14 protein-coding genes are annotated in these 17,797 nt (G+C 69.9%); 6 read left to right on the top strand and 8 right to left on the bottom strand.

Features of this window, described 5'->3' with window-relative positions; all coding sequences use genetic code 11:
* Positions 1-235 precede the first annotated feature (235 nt).
* The 3 genes from F4554_RS20020 (at position 236) to F4554_RS20010 (ending at position 5,520) form a co-directional block, all read left to right on the top strand.
* A complete protein-coding gene (locus F4554_RS20020) occupies positions 236-2,761 on the top strand; it encodes a GH116 family glycosyl-hydrolase (protein ID WP_179788988.1) in 2,526 nt (841 codons plus the stop codon).
* 71 nt (positions 2,762-2,832) lie between these two features.
* The gene (locus F4554_RS20015) at positions 2,833-4,326 is read left to right on the top strand and encodes a serine hydrolase domain-containing protein (RefSeq protein WP_179788987.1); all 1,494 of its coding nucleotides are present in this window, start codon (positions 2,833-2,835) and stop codon (positions 4,324-4,326) included.
* Positions 4,327-4,404: 78 nt separating this feature from the next.
* The gene (locus F4554_RS20010) at positions 4,405-5,520 is read left to right on the top strand and encodes a DNA glycosylase AlkZ-like family protein (protein WP_179788986.1); all 1,116 of its coding nucleotides are present in this window, start codon (positions 4,405-4,407) and stop codon (positions 5,518-5,520) included.
* A gap of 35 nt (positions 5,521-5,555) precedes the next feature.
* Here F4554_RS20010 and F4554_RS20005 read toward each other — a convergent pair whose 3' ends face one another.
* The 8 genes from F4554_RS20005 to F4554_RS19970 form a co-directional block, all read right to left on the bottom strand.
* A complete protein-coding gene (locus F4554_RS20005; protein ID WP_179788985.1) occupies positions 5,556-6,107 on the bottom strand; it encodes a cysteine hydrolase family protein in 552 nt (183 codons plus the stop codon).
* Entirely contained in the window at positions 6,104-7,585 is a 1,482-nt protein-coding gene (locus tag F4554_RS20000) for an MFS transporter (RefSeq protein ID WP_202889380.1), read from the bottom strand. Before F4554_RS20000 ends, F4554_RS20005 begins: the two co-directional genes overlap by 4 nt.
* On the bottom strand, positions 7,582-8,031 hold the full coding sequence (locus tag F4554_RS19995) for a MarR family transcriptional regulator (protein ID WP_202889379.1): 450 nt from the start codon (positions 8,029-8,031) through the stop codon (positions 7,582-7,584). The genes F4554_RS20000 and F4554_RS19995 overlap by 4 nt, the downstream gene beginning before the upstream one ends.
* 116 nt (positions 8,032-8,147) lie before the next feature.
* Positions 8,148-8,423, bottom strand: coding sequence for a Sec-independent protein translocase subunit TatA/TatB (locus F4554_RS19990; RefSeq protein WP_179788984.1), 276 nt, complete (start codon positions 8,421-8,423; stop codon positions 8,148-8,150).
* Between the two features lie 167 nt (positions 8,424-8,590).
* Positions 8,591-9,346 carry a transglycosylase domain-containing protein gene (locus F4554_RS19985; protein ID WP_179788983.1) on the bottom strand — a complete coding sequence of 252 codons (756 nt, stop codon included), beginning with the start codon at positions 9,344-9,346 and terminating at the stop codon, positions 8,591-8,593.
* Positions 9,347-9,488: 142 nt separating this feature from the next.
* Positions 9,489-10,538, bottom strand: coding sequence for a Gfo/Idh/MocA family oxidoreductase (locus F4554_RS33710; protein ID WP_179788982.1), 1,050 nt, complete (start codon positions 10,536-10,538; stop codon positions 9,489-9,491).
* Positions 10,535-11,548 carry an alcohol dehydrogenase catalytic domain-containing protein gene (locus F4554_RS19975; RefSeq protein WP_337796118.1) on the bottom strand — a complete coding sequence of 338 codons (1,014 nt, stop codon included), beginning with the start codon at positions 11,546-11,548 and terminating at the stop codon, positions 10,535-10,537. The genes F4554_RS33710 and F4554_RS19975 overlap by 4 nt, the downstream gene beginning before the upstream one ends.
* 98 nt (positions 11,549-11,646) lie before the next feature.
* The gene (locus tag F4554_RS19970; protein ID WP_179788980.1) at positions 11,647-12,672 is read right to left on the bottom strand and encodes a hypothetical protein; all 1,026 of its coding nucleotides are present in this window, start codon (positions 12,670-12,672) and stop codon (positions 11,647-11,649) included.
* 73 nt (positions 12,673-12,745) lie between these two features.
* Here F4554_RS19970 and F4554_RS19965 point away from each other — a divergent pair, with 73 nt between their 5' ends.
* The 3 genes from F4554_RS19965 to F4554_RS33705 all read left to right on the top strand — a co-directional run bounded on the left by F4554_RS19965 (position 12,746) and on the right by F4554_RS33705 (position 17,694).
* A complete protein-coding gene (locus F4554_RS19965; protein WP_179788979.1) occupies positions 12,746-13,399 on the top strand; it encodes a TetR/AcrR family transcriptional regulator in 654 nt (217 codons plus the stop codon).
* Positions 13,400-13,477: 78 nt separating this feature from the next.
* Positions 13,478-14,239, top strand: coding sequence for a class I SAM-dependent methyltransferase (locus tag F4554_RS19960; protein WP_179788978.1), 762 nt, complete (start codon positions 13,478-13,480; stop codon positions 14,237-14,239).
* 152 nt (positions 14,240-14,391) lie between these two features.
* On the top strand, positions 14,392-17,694 hold the full coding sequence (locus F4554_RS33705) for a discoidin domain-containing protein (RefSeq protein WP_179788977.1): 3,303 nt from the start codon (positions 14,392-14,394) through the stop codon (positions 17,692-17,694).
* Positions 17,695-17,797: the final 103 nt, after the last annotated feature.

Genomic DNA, 17,797 nt, shown 5'->3' with positions numbered 1-17,797 from the left:
GCACGCGGTTGTGTCCCGAACCGGGATCTGCCGGTGCCGGTCAGCCGGGTGCGGCCAGCAGCGCGGGCACCGGGGTGGGTCGCCTTGACAGGGTTCGGGCGGCGACCATAGTTTCGCGAAGATCCGCACGAAAGCTCGGTGCGGACGACGACCCAGGTGACGACCGAAGTTCCGGAAGGCGCCGCCCCGATGAAGCTGCAAGCGCGGGCCGCCGGAGCGGAGAGGCAGTGCGCGGATGACCGCGGAGACCTTCGACTGGCCCGTCCTCAACCGCTACGACGTCGCTCACTCACTCCGGGTCGCGCTGCCACTGGGTGGCATCGGCACCGGCACGGTGAGCCTCGGCGGGCGCGGTGACCTGCGCGACTGGGAGGTGGTCAACCGTCCCGCCAAGGGGTTCGCGCCGAGGTGGAGTTTCTTCGCGTTGCGGACGGCGCCCGCGGGCAGCACCGACCCGGCGGACGTGGTGGCCCGGGCGCTGGAAGGACCGATCGACCTGGTGTTGTACGAGGGTGGGCATGGTTCGGGGGTGCCCAACCACGGCCTGCCGCGGTTCCGGCGGTCGGAGTTCCTCGCGGCGTACCCGTTCGGCCAGGTGGTGCTGGACGACCCCGACGTGCCCGCCGACGTGCGGGTGCAGGCGTTCAACCCGCTGGTGCCCACCGACGCCGAGGCAAGCGGGCTGCCGGTGGCCGTGCTGCGGCACGTGGTGACCAACACCGCCGACCACCCGCTGGATGTGTCCGTCGCGGGCAGTGTCTCGAACTTCGTCGGCACCGACGGCTCCGAAGGCGTGGCCAAGGACAATCACAACACCGTACGCCGGGGAGAGTTCGGCACCGGTGTCCTGCTCACCTCCGACGGGGTGCCGCGCGACGCCGAGCAGTGGGGCTCGCTCGCCCTCGCCGCGCTCGGCGAGGACGACGTGACCACCCGCACCGCGTGGGCCGACCACAGCTGGGGCGGTGAACTGCTGGACTTCTGGGACGACTTCACCGCCGACGGCCGGCTGGAGGAACGCGTCAGCGGCACGGACACCCCGACCGCCTCCGTCGCCGCGACCCGGACGCTCGCGCCGGGGGAGACGCACACGTTCACGTTCCTGCTCGGCTGGCACTTCCCCAACCGCCGCAACTGGGACCGTACCGAGACGGTCGGCAACCACTACGCCACGAAGTACGCCGACGCGTGGCAGGTGGTGGCAGACACGGTGCCGGCACTCGCCGAGTTCGAACGCCGTACGCGGACGTTCGTGCAGGATGTCGTCGGCTCCGACCTGCCACACGTGGTCAAGGAGGCCGCGCTGGCCAACCTGTCCACGCTGCGCACCCAGACGTGTTTCCGTACCGCGGACGGGCGGTTCTTCGGCTGGGAGGGGTGCAGTGACGACGTGGGCTGCTGCGCCGGCAACTGCACCCACGTGTGGAACTACGAGCAGGCCACGCCGTTCCTCTTCGGCGCGCTGGCGACCTCGCTGCGGGAGGTGGAGCTGGGGTACGCCACCGGCGCGGACGGCCGGATGCCGTTCCGCATCCCGTTGCCGCTGGAACGGGCGCAGACCGATCCCGGCCCGGCCGCGGCCGATGGTCAGATGGGCTGCCTGGTCAAGCTCTACCGCGAGTGGCGGATGTCCGGCGACGATGACCTGCTGCGCACCTTGTGGCCGGCTGCCAAGCGGGCGTTGACGTTCGCCTGGATCCCCGGCGGCTGGGACGCCGACCGCGACGGCGTGATGGAGGGTTCGCAGCACAACACGATGGACGTGGAGTACTTCGGCCCCAACCCGGAGGTCGGGGTGTGGTACCTCGCCGCCCTGCGTGCCTGTGAGGAGATGGCGACCTACCTCGACGACAAGGAGTTCGCCGCGACCTGCGCCGACCTGTTCGCCCGCGGCAGCGCGTGGCTGGACGAGCACCTGTTCAACGGCGAGTACTACCGGCACGAGATCCGCCCGCCCGGCTCTGAGGACGCGATCGCCCCCGGCCTGCGGCTGAAGGGCATCGGCGCCCGCGATCTTGTCAACCCGGAGTTGCAGATCGGTGACGGCTGCCTGGCTGACCAGCTCGTGGGCCAGGAGCTCGCCCACCTGTTCGGCCTGGGCGACCTGCTCGACCCGGCACACGTCCGGACCACGTTGGCGAGCATCCTGCGGCACAACCGGCGCGACACGATGGCCGGCCACTTCAACCCGATGCGCAGCTACACCCTGGGCGACGAGGCGGGCCTGGTGGTCGCGTCGTACCCGCGCGGCAACCGCCCGGAGCGGCCGTTCCCGTACTTCGACGAGGTGTGGAGCGGGCTGGAGTACACCGCCGCCGTGGGCATGATCTGCGTGGGCATGGCGGAGGAGGGTGTCCGGGTGATCGAGACGACCCGGAGCCGCTACGACGGCCGGCGGCGCAACCCGTTCGACGAGGCGGAGTGCGGTCACCACTACGTCCGGGCGATGGCGAGCTGGGGCGCGGTGCCCGCGCTGACGGGCTTCGGCTACGACGGCGTACGACGTGTGCTGACGTTCGCGGCCGCGTCCACGACGGGCGCCGGGACGGGCACGACGCGGTGGTTCTGGTCGAACGGCTGGGCCTGGGGCACCGTCGAGCAGACGCGGGCCGCCGGCGCGGGTGTGGACGTCCGCCTCGACGTACGCGAGGGAAGCCTTCGGGTCCGTGAGCTGACCCTGACCGGACTGGGGTCGGTCGATCTTGGCGAGCGCACGCTCGGACCGGGTGAGCAGGTCACGGTGCGGGTGCCGGCCGCGTGAGCCGGACTCGTTCCCGGTTGGCATGATCGGTTGCGCGGACGGTCCGCGCGCATGGTGAATCGAGGTCTGGCATGGACGTCAGGGGTATGGGTGTCCGAGGTGTCAACGAAGCCTTGCCCCGGTCGACTCCGGAGGCTCAGGGCATTCCGTCCAGGGCGGTACTCGACTTCGTGACGGCCCTGGAGGAGCGCGCCGACGCGATTCACGGCTTCGTGTTCGTCCGCCACGGTCACGTGGTGGCACAGGGATCCTGGGCGCCATACCCGCTGAACGGCCCGCGGATGGTCTTCTCCCTCAGTAAGAGCTTCACCTCCAGCGCGGTCGGCCTGGCCGTGGACCAGGGCCTGCTGTCGGTGGACGACCCGGTGCTGAAGTTCTTCCCCGACGACGCACCGGACGAGGTCTGCGAGAACCTCGCCCGGATGCGCGTACGCCACCTGCTGACGATGACCACCGGCCACGCGGCCGACACCGCTGTCGTACGTACGACCGGAGAGCAGAACTGGGTCCGGGGGATCCTCGCCAAGCCGGTCGAGCACGAGCCGGGCACACACTTCTGCTACAACAGCGGAGCGAGCTACCTGCTGTCGGCGATCGTCCAACAGGTGACCGGCTCGACGTTGCTGGACTATCTGCGACCGCGGCTGCTGGAGCCGCTGGGCATCACCGACGCGACGTGGCAGACCTGCCCGCGCGGCGTCAACACCGGCGGATGGGGCCTGACCCTGCGGGTGGGCGAGATCGCTCGGTTCGGCCAGTTGTACCTTCAGCAGGGGACGTGGAACGACGAGCAGTTGATCCCGCGGGAGTGGGTCGCCGAGGCGACGTCCTGCCAGGCGAGTAACGACGGCGAGCCGGAGATCGACTGGCGGCAGGGGTACGGCTACCAGTTCTGGCGTTGCCGACACGGCGCCTACCGCGGCGACGGCGCGTTCGGGCAGTACTGCCTGGTGATGCCCGACCAGGACGCGGTGCTGGCGATGATCGGCGGCACCACGAACATGCAGGGCCCGCTCGACCTGGTGTGGGAGCACCTGCTGCCGGCGATGGGCGCCGAGCTGCTGCCGCCCGACGACGCCACCCACGGCCGGCTGGAACGCCGGCTGGCCACCCTGTCGCTGCCGGAGCCCTCCGGCCGTTCGACCTCGCCCACGGCCGACAGGATTTCCGGGCAGACCTACCGCGTCCGGATCGGCGACCACAGCGCGGAGGATCCGGTGCTGGCCCTGCGCCTGCCGGTCCGTGCCGCCCAGACGATCCGGCTCGACATCGGCGACGACGGCGAGTGCAAGCTCAGGTTGCGCGACAGCGGTGGCGAGCACGAGGTGGTCGGCGGGGCGAACGAATGGCGGGCAGGCACCACCACCGTGGTGCGCGACGATCCCGACCCGGTGCTCGTCCGGGCGACCTGGACCGACGACGACACCTGCGAGCTGCGGATCTGCTTCGTGCGTACGCCGTTCATCCGTACGCACGCACTGAGGTTCGAGGGCGACCAGGTGACGCTGACGACGGTGGACAACGTCCTGCCCCCGCCCGCGGCCGTGCTGGCCGACCTCGGCTGAACGGCCGACCTCGGCTGGGCGGCGGCGCCGACCTCCTCCGGCGAGTGGCGTGGGGGTGCCTGCGGGCATGATGACGGCGTGGAGCTTCGTACCGTCCTCCGGCACCGCCTGGCCACCCAGCGACTGACCGGTCCTCCGCTGCCCACCGCCGCCGACGTGGTGCGCCTGCTCACGTGTGTGCAGGCGCAGGAGCGCGAGCATGCCTGCTTCTCGCTCGCGTTGCGGAGCCGGGCGACCACGCTCACGGAGGTACGTGCCGAACTCGACTCCGGTGCGTTCGTGCGCACTCACATCCTGCGGCCGACCTGGCACTTCGTCGCCGCGGAGGACCTGCGCTGGCTGCTGGACCTGACCTCGCCGCGGGTGGAACGCGTGCTCGCCGTCCAGCTGCGGCGGTCGTCGGTGGACGAGCGGCAGGTCGGGAGGGCGCTGGAGATCCTCGCCGAGGCGCTCGCGGGACATAACTTCCTTACCCGCAAGGAGATCGGCGTGCGGTTCGCCGCAGACGGGCTACCGGAGTCCGGCCAGGACCTCGGCAATCTCGTGATGGTGGCGGAGCTTCGCGGCCTGGTGTGCGGCGGGCCCATCCGCGGGGTTCAGCACACCTACGCGCTGGTGGACGAGGTGGTCGCGCCGACTCCCGCACGCACGCGGGAGGAGGCCCTGACCGAACTCGCCCGGCGGTTCTTCGCCGGCCACGGTCCCGCGTCGATCCGGGACTTCACCCGCTGGGCCTCGCTGACGGTCACCGACGCCAAGGCCGCGCTCGCCGACTCCGGGGACGGGCTGGAACGCGTGGACGTCGACGGCGTGCCGCACTGGTACGACCCGGCGCTGCTGCCCGGGCAGCGGTCGGGCCGGCCGGGGTCGCCCGCGCGGTGTGGCCCGGGGCCTCGCCGTGCACATCTCTTCCCGACGTACGACGAGGCGGTGCTGACCTATCCGGCCGTCAACTTCCCGCCGCCGCGGGACTCCCCGGCGCCGGCCGCGCCGGACCAGTGGTGGGCGACCGTCGTCGTGGACGACGTTCGCGTAGGTACGTGGAAGCGCACTGTCGGCAGGAACGCCGTCACCGTAGAGTCCAGGTTGCTCGGCACGCTCGACGACGAGCAGCGCGGTCTGGTCGAGGCCGCCGCCGAACACCTCGGCGACTTCCACGGTCTGCCCGTCCGGCACGTGGAAAGCCGAACGTAGGGCACTCTGGGAGGTGCCCGCCAGCGGGACAGAACCTAAGCCAGGCTGGAGATCCAGTCCTCGACGTCGACGACCTCGGCCTGGCGCGGGAACACCTTCTCGGTGAGCACCCGGTGCACCTCGGGGTCGGGGTCGTAGCAGCCGTCGGCGAGCACAGTGAGCCGGTAGTCGAGGTCGGCCGCCTGACGCAGCGTGGACAGCACGACGCCGCTGGTGGCGATGCCGGAGAGGACGAGCCGGTCGACGCCCGTGGCGCGAAGAACCACGTCCAGGTCGCTGCCGGTGAACGCGCTCACCCGACGCTTGGTGATCACGACGTCGTCGGCCAGGGGCGCGACGTCGGGGTGGATCGCGGCGTCGGGGTCGGCCGCGGTGAACGCGGGCGGCGGGATCGCGCCGAACGTCTTGTTGGCCGCGGACACCTCGGGGTGGCCCGGGCGGAACCCGACGACGACGTACATCACCGGGATGCCCGCGTCGCGCGCGGCGCCGATCGCGCCGGCCACCCGTCGTACATACCGCGAATCCTTCACGCGGCCGACCATGGCGTTCTGGAGGTCCATCACGAGCAGAGCGGGTCGGGTCATGGTCGATTGCCCTTCGGGGACGAGGAGTCTGGCGCGGACGAGGAGGTGAGCGAGGACAGGGAGCGGTCCGCGAGGGTCAGCGCGAGGAACCCGGCCGCGGCGGCGAGCATGAACCACGCCAGCCGATGCAGCCCGGGGGTGTCGGCACGGTGGGAGAACAGCACGCCGTTGGCGCAGGAGGCGGCCATCGCACCGAGATAGGTGAAGGTCCGCAGCAGGCCCGCCGAGGAACCGATCCGCGCCGGGTCTGCCTGGTGGTACACGGAGTTCTGCAGGGCAAGGCTGTTCAGGCCCTGTGGGATGCCGAAGACGCAGGCGACCACGACGAGGAGCCAGACCGCGCTACCGCCGTCGAGCAGGAACAGCAGGGCGGAGGCGACGACCTGGCCGACCGCACCGACCAGCAGTTTGCCGCGGATCTCCTTGCGGGGCCCGGTCGTGCTGGAGACCAGGATCGCGGTGAGGAAGATCGGGAACTGCGCCAGTCCGGCCTGGGACGCCGACAGCCCGCGCCCCTCCTGCAGCCACTGGGTGTAGCCGTACAACGTGGAGTAGGCCACGACGTAGGCGAGGAGAGTACGCGCGTACGTCATGAGCAGGGGCAGGTTGCCGGCGAGTACCCGCACGTCGACGAACGGCTCCGCCGCCCGGCGCTCGCCGAGCACGAAGGCAGTCGCGGCGACGACCGCGAGCACGGGGAGGTACCAGCGGTCGGCCCGTGGGTTCATCAGGAACAGCAACAACGTCACGAGCATCGCGGCGAAGGTGACGATGCCCGGCAGGTCGATCCCGGCGGCGGGACGTTGCTCGGCACGGGGTTCGGTGACCGGCGACTTCGGCAGCCGCCACAGGCCGAGCGTCAGCCCGGCCACCGCCAACGGGATGTTGACAGCGAGGGTGGTGCGCCAGCCGCCGAGGCCGATGAGCAGTCCGCCGAGCACCGGACCGAGTACGGCGACGGTCTGGTTGGCGACCGCGAGCGCGGTCAGGATGCCGGCCGGACTGCTGTGACCGGTACGCCTGGCCTCGCTGCGGATGAGGAACATCGCGGCCGGATAGCCCGCGCAGGTGCCGAACCCGAGCAGCACCCGCGCGAGGACCAGGACACCGAGGCTCGGTGCGAGCAGGCCGACCAGCCCGGCGACTCCGACCAGGGCCGTCCCGGCGAGGTAGAGGCGCCGTGGCCCGTACAGATCGATCAGCCGGCCGACGACCGGCTGCCCGATGGCGGTCGCGAGGTAGAGGCCGGACACCAGCCAGGCCGTCTGTGACGGCGGTGCGCCGAACGCGGCCCCGATCGGCACCAGCGAGACCGCGAGGATCGAGGAGTTGACCGGGTTCAGGACCGAACCCAGGATCATCGGGCCCAGCAGCCTGCGGTCGAAGGAGCCCGACCTGTCGTCGGGGGCGCCGGCGCCCCTCCCGGACCGGAGCAGGGTTCGAACAGCGTCGGACGGGTTGGGGAGGGTGGACCTCACGAGTGGGTGAGCTTTTCCAGCAGGCCGAGCGCCTCGATGACCTTCTGGCGTTCCTTCTCGGTGCAACGGTCCTGCAGCGACCTGGCCAGCCACTCGTCGCCCGCACGCCGCTTGTCGGCCAGCAACGTGCTGCCCGCCCTGCTCAGGGAGACGAGTTGCCGGCGGCCGTCGTCGGGGTCGGCGCTACGCCGGATCAGCCCGCGCTCATCGAGCACCGACAGCGTGGCCGCCATCGACTGCGGCCGGACACGCTCTGCCGCCGCGAGGTCACTGGTCGACGCCGGGCCTTCGCTGCTCAGCCTGCTGAGCACGGAGGTCTGCGTGGGCGTGAGTCCGCCGGTGTCGTAGGTCTCCCGCAGCCGGCGGTGCAGCCGGCTGAAGACGACGCGTACGTCCCGAGCAGCCTGGACGGCCGACTCCGACACTGCTGCACTGGTCGCTGCCACGTGGGCGACGATAGATTGCACAGGCTGAACTGTCCAGTTCAGCCTGCGCAGTCCAACCTGTGTAGTTTGGTCTTAACAGCCCAGCCTGCTCAGCTCAGCCTGCGCAGTGCTGCCGGTCAGTTCGACGGGTGCGGCTGGGACGGCTCGGCAGTAGTCTCCTGCGCCTGCTGCGGCGCCGGCTGTGCCTGCGGGGTCGGCTGTGCCTGCGGCGCCTGGGCCTGGGGGAGTGTGCCGGCCTGGGGCCGCTCGGAGTCGTCGTCTCGCAGCTCCTGGCGGAAGACCCGCAGCGACTGTGCGAGCCCCTTCGCCGTCTGGGGCAACCGGGTCGCTCCGAACAGCAGGACGAGTACGACACCGATGATCAACAGTTCCGGTGCGCCGAGGCTGCCCATGATCACTCCTTAGCTTGAAACCCCACCGAGCATAGGTGGCCGAGCACGCCCGACCGCCGGGTGGCTGCCCGGTTTTGCCGACGCTTGACGCCGTTCGGATATTTGCTGTCCGAACTGCACCCGCTTGCCCACATCCCGACCGCCGCTCACGCGTCGGCCCGGGCAGCTTAGACGTGGTTCCTGAGAACCTGATCGGTCTCACCCGAGTCGCCCCGCGTGCGGCCGTTGCACACGGCCGACGCCGCCGCCTGCGAGGTGAGCTGACCGGTGGCAACCAGTCGGCCGAGGACGTAGCGCTGGCGGGTGCAGGCGCGTTCGGGATGGCGGATCGGGTCGTACGCCGACGGGGCCTGCAGCAGGCCGGCGAGCAGCGCGGCCTGCCCCCAGCTCAGCTGTGCCGGTGTGCGGCCGAAGTAGCCACGGCTGGCCGCGTCCAACCCCCAGTAGCCGTGCCCGAAGTAGACCACCGTCGCGTACATCCGCAGGATCTGCTGCTTGTCGTACCGGCTGTAGATCTTGACCGCGAGCACCGCCTGCTCGGCCTTTCGCCGGACCCCATCGGAGGACCCTCCGTCGTACAACTGCTTGGCGAGTTGCTGTTCCAGAGTTGCGCCGCCGACATCGCCGCCGCCACTCACGGCGGCCCCGATCACCCGTACGACGGAAACCGGATCGATCCCGAAGTCGGAGTAGAACCGGGAGTTCTCCGCGGCGACCAGCGCCGCCGCGAAGCGCGGCGGCACGGCGGAGGGCGGACCGGCGACGTGGTGGAACCGGGCGAGGTCGGCCGCGCGGTGTTCGGCATCGCCGACATCGGGCACGACCGCCAGAGCGACGGCGACGCTTGCCACCGCCAGCGCGACGGCCAGCGCCACCAGGCGAGCCAGCCGACGAGGCCAGCGCCGGCGTCTCCGTACGTCCACTACAGGAACTCTAGGGTCTTTCCTGTGGATCATGGCCGGTTCCCGTGTCTCCACATCTCCGCTCACCACCCTGGAACCTGATCCACAGGAAAGACCCTAGATGCCCAACCTGTGCGTGGCAGCGGGCCGGTCGCGGCGTCGCTCAATCGCCAGGCGTGGGCTCCGGGGTCTGGACGCGCCGGCCGGACTCGTACGACGAAATAGCCGCCTGGGCGAGCTGAAGGGCCCGCCGGCCGGCGGCGGCAGGCACGGGCGGCGGCGCGCCCTCGCGGAAGGCGGCCAGCACCTCGTCCACGTGCCGGTCGAAGGTGGCGTGGAAGCTGCGAGCCTCGTCGTTGAAGTAGCCGGCCTCCCAGACGGTGCGGGTCTCGTCGCCGGCCCTGGAGAAGGTGAACCGCCGGACCGTGTCGTCCACCACCACCCGGCCCCGCGTGCCGTTGACCTCGACCTGCTGGGTGCCGGGATAGGCGTACGACGAGTCGTAGCTGCCCAGCAACGTCCCGACCGCGCCGGAGGTGAACGTCAGCGCGATCGCGACCGTGCTGTAGGCGCCGTAGGTCGCGTTGCCCATCTGGGCCGTCACCGACTCGATCGGGCCGCCCAGGTGCTCCAGCAGGTCGAAGCCGTGACACTGGGTCTCGATCAGGTTGGCGTGCGGTGACCTGCCGCGGTTCGCCTCGCCGCCGAAGCGCCAGGTGAGGAACGTGAGCCGGCCGAGTTCGCCCGCGTCGACCGCCGCCTTGGCCCGCAGGAACGGCTCGGCGTACCGGTGGTTGAAGTTGATCGCGAAGAAGCTGCCGCTGTCGGCCGCGGCGGCCAGCAGCCGGTCGGCCTCGTCGAGGTCGAACACCAGCGGCTTCTCCACCAGCAGGTTCGTTCCCGCCCGCAGGAGCCGCAGGGTCACCTCGAAGTGGTCCTCGTTCGGCAGGCAGACCGACACCAGGTCCGGTTTGGCCGCCTCGAGCAGTTGGTCGAGATCGGTGTACGGCGTTGTGTCGTACTCCTGTGCCCGGGCGGCGGTCCGCTCCGGTGAACGGCCGAGGACGCCGACCAGCTCGGTGTCGTTCCGGCCGGCGAAGATCCGCGCGTGCTGTCTTCCCCAGCCGCCCGCGCCGACGACCGCCACCCGGACGCGCCCGCTCGTGTGCCCGGTCTTGTGCCCGGTCGGGTGCGCAGTCGTCCGTGACGTCACGTCGCCGGCTCCTGGACGATGACGACCTTGCCGGTCTGCCCGGACAGGAACAGCTCGAACGCGTGCGGGAGCTCACTGGGTGGGAACGTGTGCGTGATCACCCGGCCGATCAGCTCGCGGTGCTCGAGCAGGAGCCGATGGTTGTCCGGCATCTCGTCGTACCGGAAGTACTCGCTGCCGAGGACGGCGCGTTCGGGGGAGATGAGGTCGCGGGAGACGTTCAGGTTCAGTCCCTCACCATGGCCGACGCAGATCAGCGCGCCGCGTTTGGCCAGCGCCGAGATCGCCGCCTGGCGGGCCGAGCCACGGCCGGAGGAGTCGAACGCGACGTCCGGTGCGAGCTTCCTCAGCGCGGCCTCGTCGCCGGCGTCGAGCGCGGTCACCCCGAACGACTCCGCGAACTTCCGCCGCCAGGGGCTGACGTCGCTGACGAAGATCGGGAAGTCCGCGCCGTAACGGATCCGGGCCATCACCACCAGTCCCAGTCCGATCGGCCCGGCGCCGGCGACGTAGACGCTCTGGATGCCGTCGCGTACCAGCTCGGCCCGGCGCAGGGCGTGCCCGCTGGTGCCCATGACGTCGAGGAGCATCGTCGCCAGGTCGAACGGGATGGAGTCGTCGACGGGGAAGAAGTTCGTCTCGTGGGTGAGCAGGAACGGGCCGTAGCCGCCGTCGGTGTTCTGGCCGACGTCGGCCCGCTTGGCGAAGCACTGGTTGGTCGCTCCGACCCGGCAGCTGCGGCACTCTCCGCAGTAGTCCATGAGGTAGACGGCCCCACGGGTGCCGACCTCGACGCCGGTGCCCGCGCCGGCGGCCACGACGACACCGGCGGCCTCGTGCCCCGGCACGATGGGACTGCCATTGACGTACTCGCCGCGGTCGGTCCCGCAGATGGCGTTGGCACCGACGGCGAGCAGCAGCTCGCCGTCGCCCGGGTCGCGGTAGGTGTGTGGCTCGAACTCGATGACTCCGTTGCCGCGGAAGCGCGGCACGACTCCGTGTGGCGGCACGGTTCGAATGTACGCAGGGCAAGGACGCGAGGGCGCTCTACGCGGCGCGGACTTGTGGCCGGGCCCGGACGGTCCGCGGGACTCCCGAAGTGGCGCCGTCATCTGCCGTAGTAGTCCGCGACGGCGGTGAAGGCGGCTTTGGGCTCCCAGGCCAGGTCCGGGTAGGTCTCGCCGCCACGGCCTTCGAGGACCTTCACGATCCCGGGACTGGCCATGTCGAGGTCGTCGCGGGGGTCTCCGTCGGGGCGGTGCGGAAAGCTTTCGAGCGCGAAGAGGAAGACGAAGGCGGCGTCGACACCCGCGGCGTCGAAGATCTCCAGCAGCTCGCGCAGATACCTGGCCTGGCCCGGTTCGTCGCGGGCGTATTGGCCGTTCAGCCGAAGGAGGGCGCCGGTCTTCTTGTCGTACTCGCCGATCTCCATGGCGCGGGCGCCGACGTCACCCGCACCGCGGTAGCAGGTCGAGCCGAACTCGGTGATCGCCACTGGTTTCCCCTGCGCCACAAGGGCGCATACGCCGTCGGCGAACTGGTCGGCCACCTCGGCGGAGCGGTAGAGGTCGGCGCCCACGATGTCGAACGGTGCCCAGTCGACGCGCTCGAGCGGGATGGCCGCGTAGGTGATCCTTCCGTCGAAGCGTTCGCGGACGACCTTCACGGCCTGGCCGAGGAAGTCGTTCACGCCGGCGCTGAGGGTGGCGATCCGTTCGGGCATCCGAGCCCGGTCACCCAGCAGCCCGTCGAGGCGTTCCTCCACGCTGTCGCCGGGGAGGAACCCCGGATTCATCAGGCTCAGCTCGGCCCCGGCGACGAAGACCACCTCGGCTCCCCGCTGCCGGATCCGTTCGGCGCGCTCCGCGCAGTCGGCAATGAGTCCGAGCATCCGGTCGGCGGTGAGCTCGAGCGGATAGGGCGCGAACCACACCTCCAGACCGAGATCGGCCGCGTACGTCGCCGCCAGTTCCAGCCGCTCCGGATCTCCGCCGATCACGCGGACGGCGGTGCAGTGCAGGTCGTCGCGGATGATCTGGAGTTCGCGTCTGACGACCTCGGGCTCGAAGTTCTCCCGGGAGCTGCCGCCGTTCCGCACGAAGCCGGTGTCGTAACTGATTCCCCTTGCCCGCATGGGTTGAGGATAACCTAAAAGTGCGTGCACGCAAGTTTGCGCGTACGCACTTCAGCCGTGCCATTCTGGGACCATGACTGTTCGGCGGACAGGCCTGCGCGAGCAGAAGAAGCAGGCCACCCGAGAGGCGCTGCGCACCGCGGCGCTGCGGCTGGCGCTGGAGCGCGGTCCGGACAACGTCCGCGTAGATGACATCGCCGAGGCTGCCGGGGTCTCCCCGAGGACGTACAACAACTACTTCTCCAGCCGGGAGCAGGCGATCGTCGCCGCGGTCACGGCGGAACGCGAGGCCCGGGTCGCGGCGGCGGTGGCGGCCAGACTGATCGACGCGCCCCTCGCCGAAGCCGTGGTCGAGGCGATCGTCGAGCAGTACACCGCTCCGGACGACCAGGCACGCGAGGCGCTGCTGCTGATCACCGGCCGCTCCACCCTGCGCGAGGCGTTCGTGGAATCCGCGGCCGCGATCGAGGATCCGCTCACCGCCCTGCTCGCCCAGCGCGTGAAGGATGGCGACGACCTCACCGCCCAGGTCCTCGCCGCGAGCGTCTCCGCCGCCGTTCGGGTCTGTCTCCGACGGTGGTTGCGTGCGGCTGTCGAGTCCGCCTCGGCCGGCGGGCTCGTCGTGCCGGCGGGCTCACTGCCCGACCTGCTCCGCGCCGCACTCGCGCCACTCGCACCCGCACTCGACGCCGCCGAGAAGCGAGCACGCCCGCGCCGCCGTCGGTGACTCGCGCGGTCGGCGAGACGGCCGAGGTGGCCGAGCTGATCGGTTGGCCGCAAGGGAGCGGTTGAGTACGGTCGCGCAATGGACCGGATCCTCGCCTACACCAGGTCGAACCAGCGCAGCTGGGACGAGATCGCGCCTGCGCGCCCACCTCAGCCGGCCGCCTTCTTCCTCGACGGTGGCACCACCCTGGACGACTTCGAGGCCGGGCTGCTCCCGGACGTGGCCGGCAAGCGGATGTTGCATCTCGCCTGCGCCAGCGGAAACGACTCGGTCTCGTGGGCCTTTCTCGGTGCATCCGTGACCGGTGTCGACATCAGCCGCGTCGGCATCGAGTCCGCGAACGCGCTCGCCCGGGAGACCGGTGCTGATGCGCGGTTCCTCATCGCCGACATGTACGAGCTCCCGGCGGACCTGCGGGACTTCGACGTCATCTACGCGAGTTGGGGAGTCGTGTGCTGGCTGCCCGACCTGGACAGGTGGGCGGCGACGGTCGTGGAACGCCTGCGCCCGGGCGGCACCTTCCTGCTCTGCGAACACCATCCCGTGTGGGAGGTTCTCGGAGTCCGGACCTGCGGAGTGGAGGTGACCGTCGACTACTTCGGCCGCGGCAACCCGACCCAGCAGATGTACGACCAGTCCAAGCGTCCCGCCGGGTCGACGCCGGCGACCTCGTTCGACGCGTTCGTGTGGCCGGTCAGCGACGTCGTCATGAGTCTGATGCGTGCCGGCTTGCACGTCGAGGAGTTCTTCGAGGCGCCGGTCGCGGAGATGTACGAGGGGCTCGGCGACGCGGCGACAAGGGTGCCCGCCATCTACGTCGTCAAAGCGCGGAAACCCTAGCGCGGACTCGCCGACCAGGGGCTCCCACGTACCACGTCGGCGTGCACGGACTCCTGCGAGAGTGTCGACGCGAACACGTTCGGTAGGGCAGACTACGGCGACGTTCCACACCCCTCGGCTCGTCCGCGCGTTCCGCGAAGGAGTGCTGTCCTGTGTCTGGTGAAGCTGGTACGCAACACTCCCGTCGAGACTCCGCGGTTCGCCGCTTCGTCGGCACGGCCCTCGCCGGCCTGTGCGCGGTCGTGGTCGCGATGTCGACCGCGGGCGTCGCCGCCGCGGACCGAGTGGACCGAGGAGACGTGGTGGCCTCCGTCGACGGTCACCCGGTGACCCGCGGCGAACTGCTGTTCCACATGAGCCGGCTCGCGCCGACGGTGCAGAACGAGTTGCGCAACACCTACCACCTGAAGGGGGCGATCACCTGGGACGCTCGGGTCGGTGACCGGACCGCTCTCGAGCGGCTCTTTTCCCGTGCACTCGAGGAGATCCAACGGGACAAGGCGACGCTCGTTCTCGCCGACAGGTACGGACTCGACGTTCCGGTCGACTACCAGGCTTTCCGGACCGAGCTTGCCGCCGAGAACAACCAGCGGGCTGCGGCCGCAGCGAAGAACGAGACCGTTTACGGCCTGTCGAGGTTCACCGCCGGGGAGTACTACTCGCACCAGCTCGCCGAGATCACGACCGTGCTTAAGAAGCGGCTCAGAACCAAGCAGGGTGACCCGCTGAGGGTCAGCGACGCCGACGTACGCCGCGCCTTCCACGCCGACCCCGAGGCGTGGAGCGCGAACGCGACCAGCTACCGCTACACCCGGCTCCTGGTCCCGGTTCCGAAGGGCGCGTCGGCCAAAGCCACGGCCCACCTGAAGCGCGAGGTGACCGCCTCCGGACACCTCGCCGAGGTCGCCGGGAAGCTGCGCGGCGCCAAGCTCACCACTGGCGCGTTCCACGGTCGTTCGGCCGGGCCGAGCGCGTACGACCAGGAGCTCGTGGGGGTGCTCGGACGGCTCGCGCCGGGCCGGATCTCCGCCCCGATCGTCGGTGCGGACGAGCTCACCTTCTACGAACTCCGCAGCCGGACCGTCGACGAGAAGGCCGCACTGAAGACGTACTCCCAGCGCATCCGGCAGAGTCTGGTGGACCGGAAGTTCGCGACGTTCGTGCCGCGTCAGGTGAAGCGCGCCGGCCTGCACGTCGACACCGCCGCGATCGCCGGCATCGACAGGTCGGCGATGACGGCCGCCGCGGACCGGGCAGACACCTCCGGCGGCCAGAAGAACTGGCCGGGCAACTCACCGAACAGGACCGGTGGGACGGACTACTTCGTCGACGCCACCCATGGCTCGGACTCAGCTGCCGGAACCTCACCGAAGACCGCGTGGCGCAGCCTGGCCACGGCGAACGCGAGGACGTTCAAGCCCGGCGACCGCATCCTGCTCAAAGCGGGCGAGCAGTGGAACGACGAGCAGCTGTGGCCGAAGGGCTCGGGCAGCAAGGGCAGGCCGATCACCATCTCGGCGTACGGCGATCCGAAGGCCGGCAGGCCCTACATCGCGACGAATGGCAACGTTCCCAGCCCGCTGCGGGCCGACGGCACGAAGAACCCCGACACGGTCGGACTGACCGGCGCGATCGTGCTGCGCAACCAGCAGTACTTCGAGATCAACAACGTCGAGCTGTCCAACGACGACGACTTCGCCACCAACATCACCAAGGGTTCCTACGTACGCGACGGGATCATGGTGTCGATCAACGCCGACCTGCTGCCGGCCGGCGCCGACAACATCATGGACCACTTCCGGATCTCCGACGTGTACGTCCACAACCTCGACGGGCCGAGCTACTGGCAGCGGATCCACTACGGGGCCGTCGACTTCCAGGTCTTCGGCAGTCACAGCTACAAGGACTACGCCACCGGTGGTTACTACTTCAAGGACGTCCGGATCGAGAACAACACGTTCGAGAACGTCGAACTGCACGCTATCCAGTTCGCCTTCAACTGGTTCGCTGCCGACGGCGCGGACGCGGGGCAGTACGACGAGAACGGGAAGTTCCACGAGGGCTGGGAACAGCTCTGGGTCCGCACCCGCGACCTCTACAGCCGGGACGTCTACATCGGCCACAACTACGCCGAGAGCATCGGCCAGGGCGCGATCCAGCTGGCCGACACCAAGAACATGACGGTCGAGTACAACGAGGTGAACGGCTTCCTGGAGCGCTACGACTCGGTGTCGGTGGCGCTCTACCTGTGGGCCGGCGCGGACTCGGTCATGCAGTACAACGAGGTCTACGGCGGTCCCCACAACGAGTTCGACGGCACGCCCTGGGACCTCGAGTACACCAATTTCAACGTCACCTACCAGTTCAACTACTCACACGACAACGCGGCGGGCTGGATGTCCTACATGGGCAACAGCTCCAACTCGGTCGCGCGTTACAACCTGAGCGTCAACGACAACGGCGTACTGGTGAAGAACATGCTGTCGACGAACTACTCGCCGACCTACTTCGCCAACAACACCTTCGTCTACGACGGCGCGGACCTCGACTACTTCCATGACGAGACGTTCCTGAGCACGGTCTACTTCCTCAACAACATCTTCCACAACTACTCGAAGTCCACACCGACACCGTGGTACCGCCGCACCGGCGCCCTGCGGCACGCGGTGTTCTCCAACAGCGACTACTACGAGGCGAGCGGCACGCACTCCGCCCAGGAGCCGGCCGACCCGCGTGGACAGCGGGCCGACCCGAGGTTCGTCGGCCGTCCGGACAGGTACGTCACCGGGGCGGGCGTGGACCGGATCCGCCAGGCGGCGGCACACTTCCGGCTGCGTTCGGACTCGCCCCTGGTCGACGCCGGACGGTACAACCCGCATCTGGGTACCCAGGACTTCCTCGGCACCCACATCTACTACGGCGACGCACCCGACATCGGCATCGCCGAGAGCCGGGTGGGGAAGAAGGTCGCCAACCCCGTCGACGACGACCCGATCGAGGACGAGCCGGGTGACAGCCGGGTCGACCTTGCGCTGGGCAAGCCGGTGACCGCGAGCTCCACCCATCCCGGCGGGAACGGAACCCTGGTCGCCGCGAACCTCACCGACGGCGACGACACCACCCGCTGGGCTGCCGCCGACGACGCGGCGTACCCGATCACCCTCGATATCGACTTCGGGGCGGACACGACGTTCGACGAGGTCTACCTGGACGAGTACACCGACTCGGGCACCAACCCGCGAGTGCAGTCGTACGAACTGCAGCGCTGGGACGCCGGCACCGGAACCTGGGTGACGTTCGCCGGCCGTGACGACGGCATCGGCCACGACCGCACCGTGAGCGGTTTCGGCACCGTCACGACCTCCCGGCTCCGGGTGGCGCTCACCGGGCAGATCGCCACCGAGGTCTACACGCCGACCATGACCGAGATCGCCGTGTACCGCGCGGACACGTGAGGTCCGCATCCTTGCGGCGCCGGTCCACGCGACGGTGGGGCTCGGCACCGAACTCGGGATCTCCTAAGGTGGGATGCCGAACGCAACGAGTCGACCGTGAGGT

The organism is Actinopolymorpha rutila, from assembly GCF_013407855.1.
GTDB lineage: Bacteria > Actinomycetota > Actinomycetes > Propionibacteriales > Actinopolymorphaceae > Actinopolymorpha > Actinopolymorpha rutila.
The sequence above is the reverse complement of the archived record's forward strand: the minus strand, read 5'-3'. Positions and strand labels throughout refer to the sequence as shown.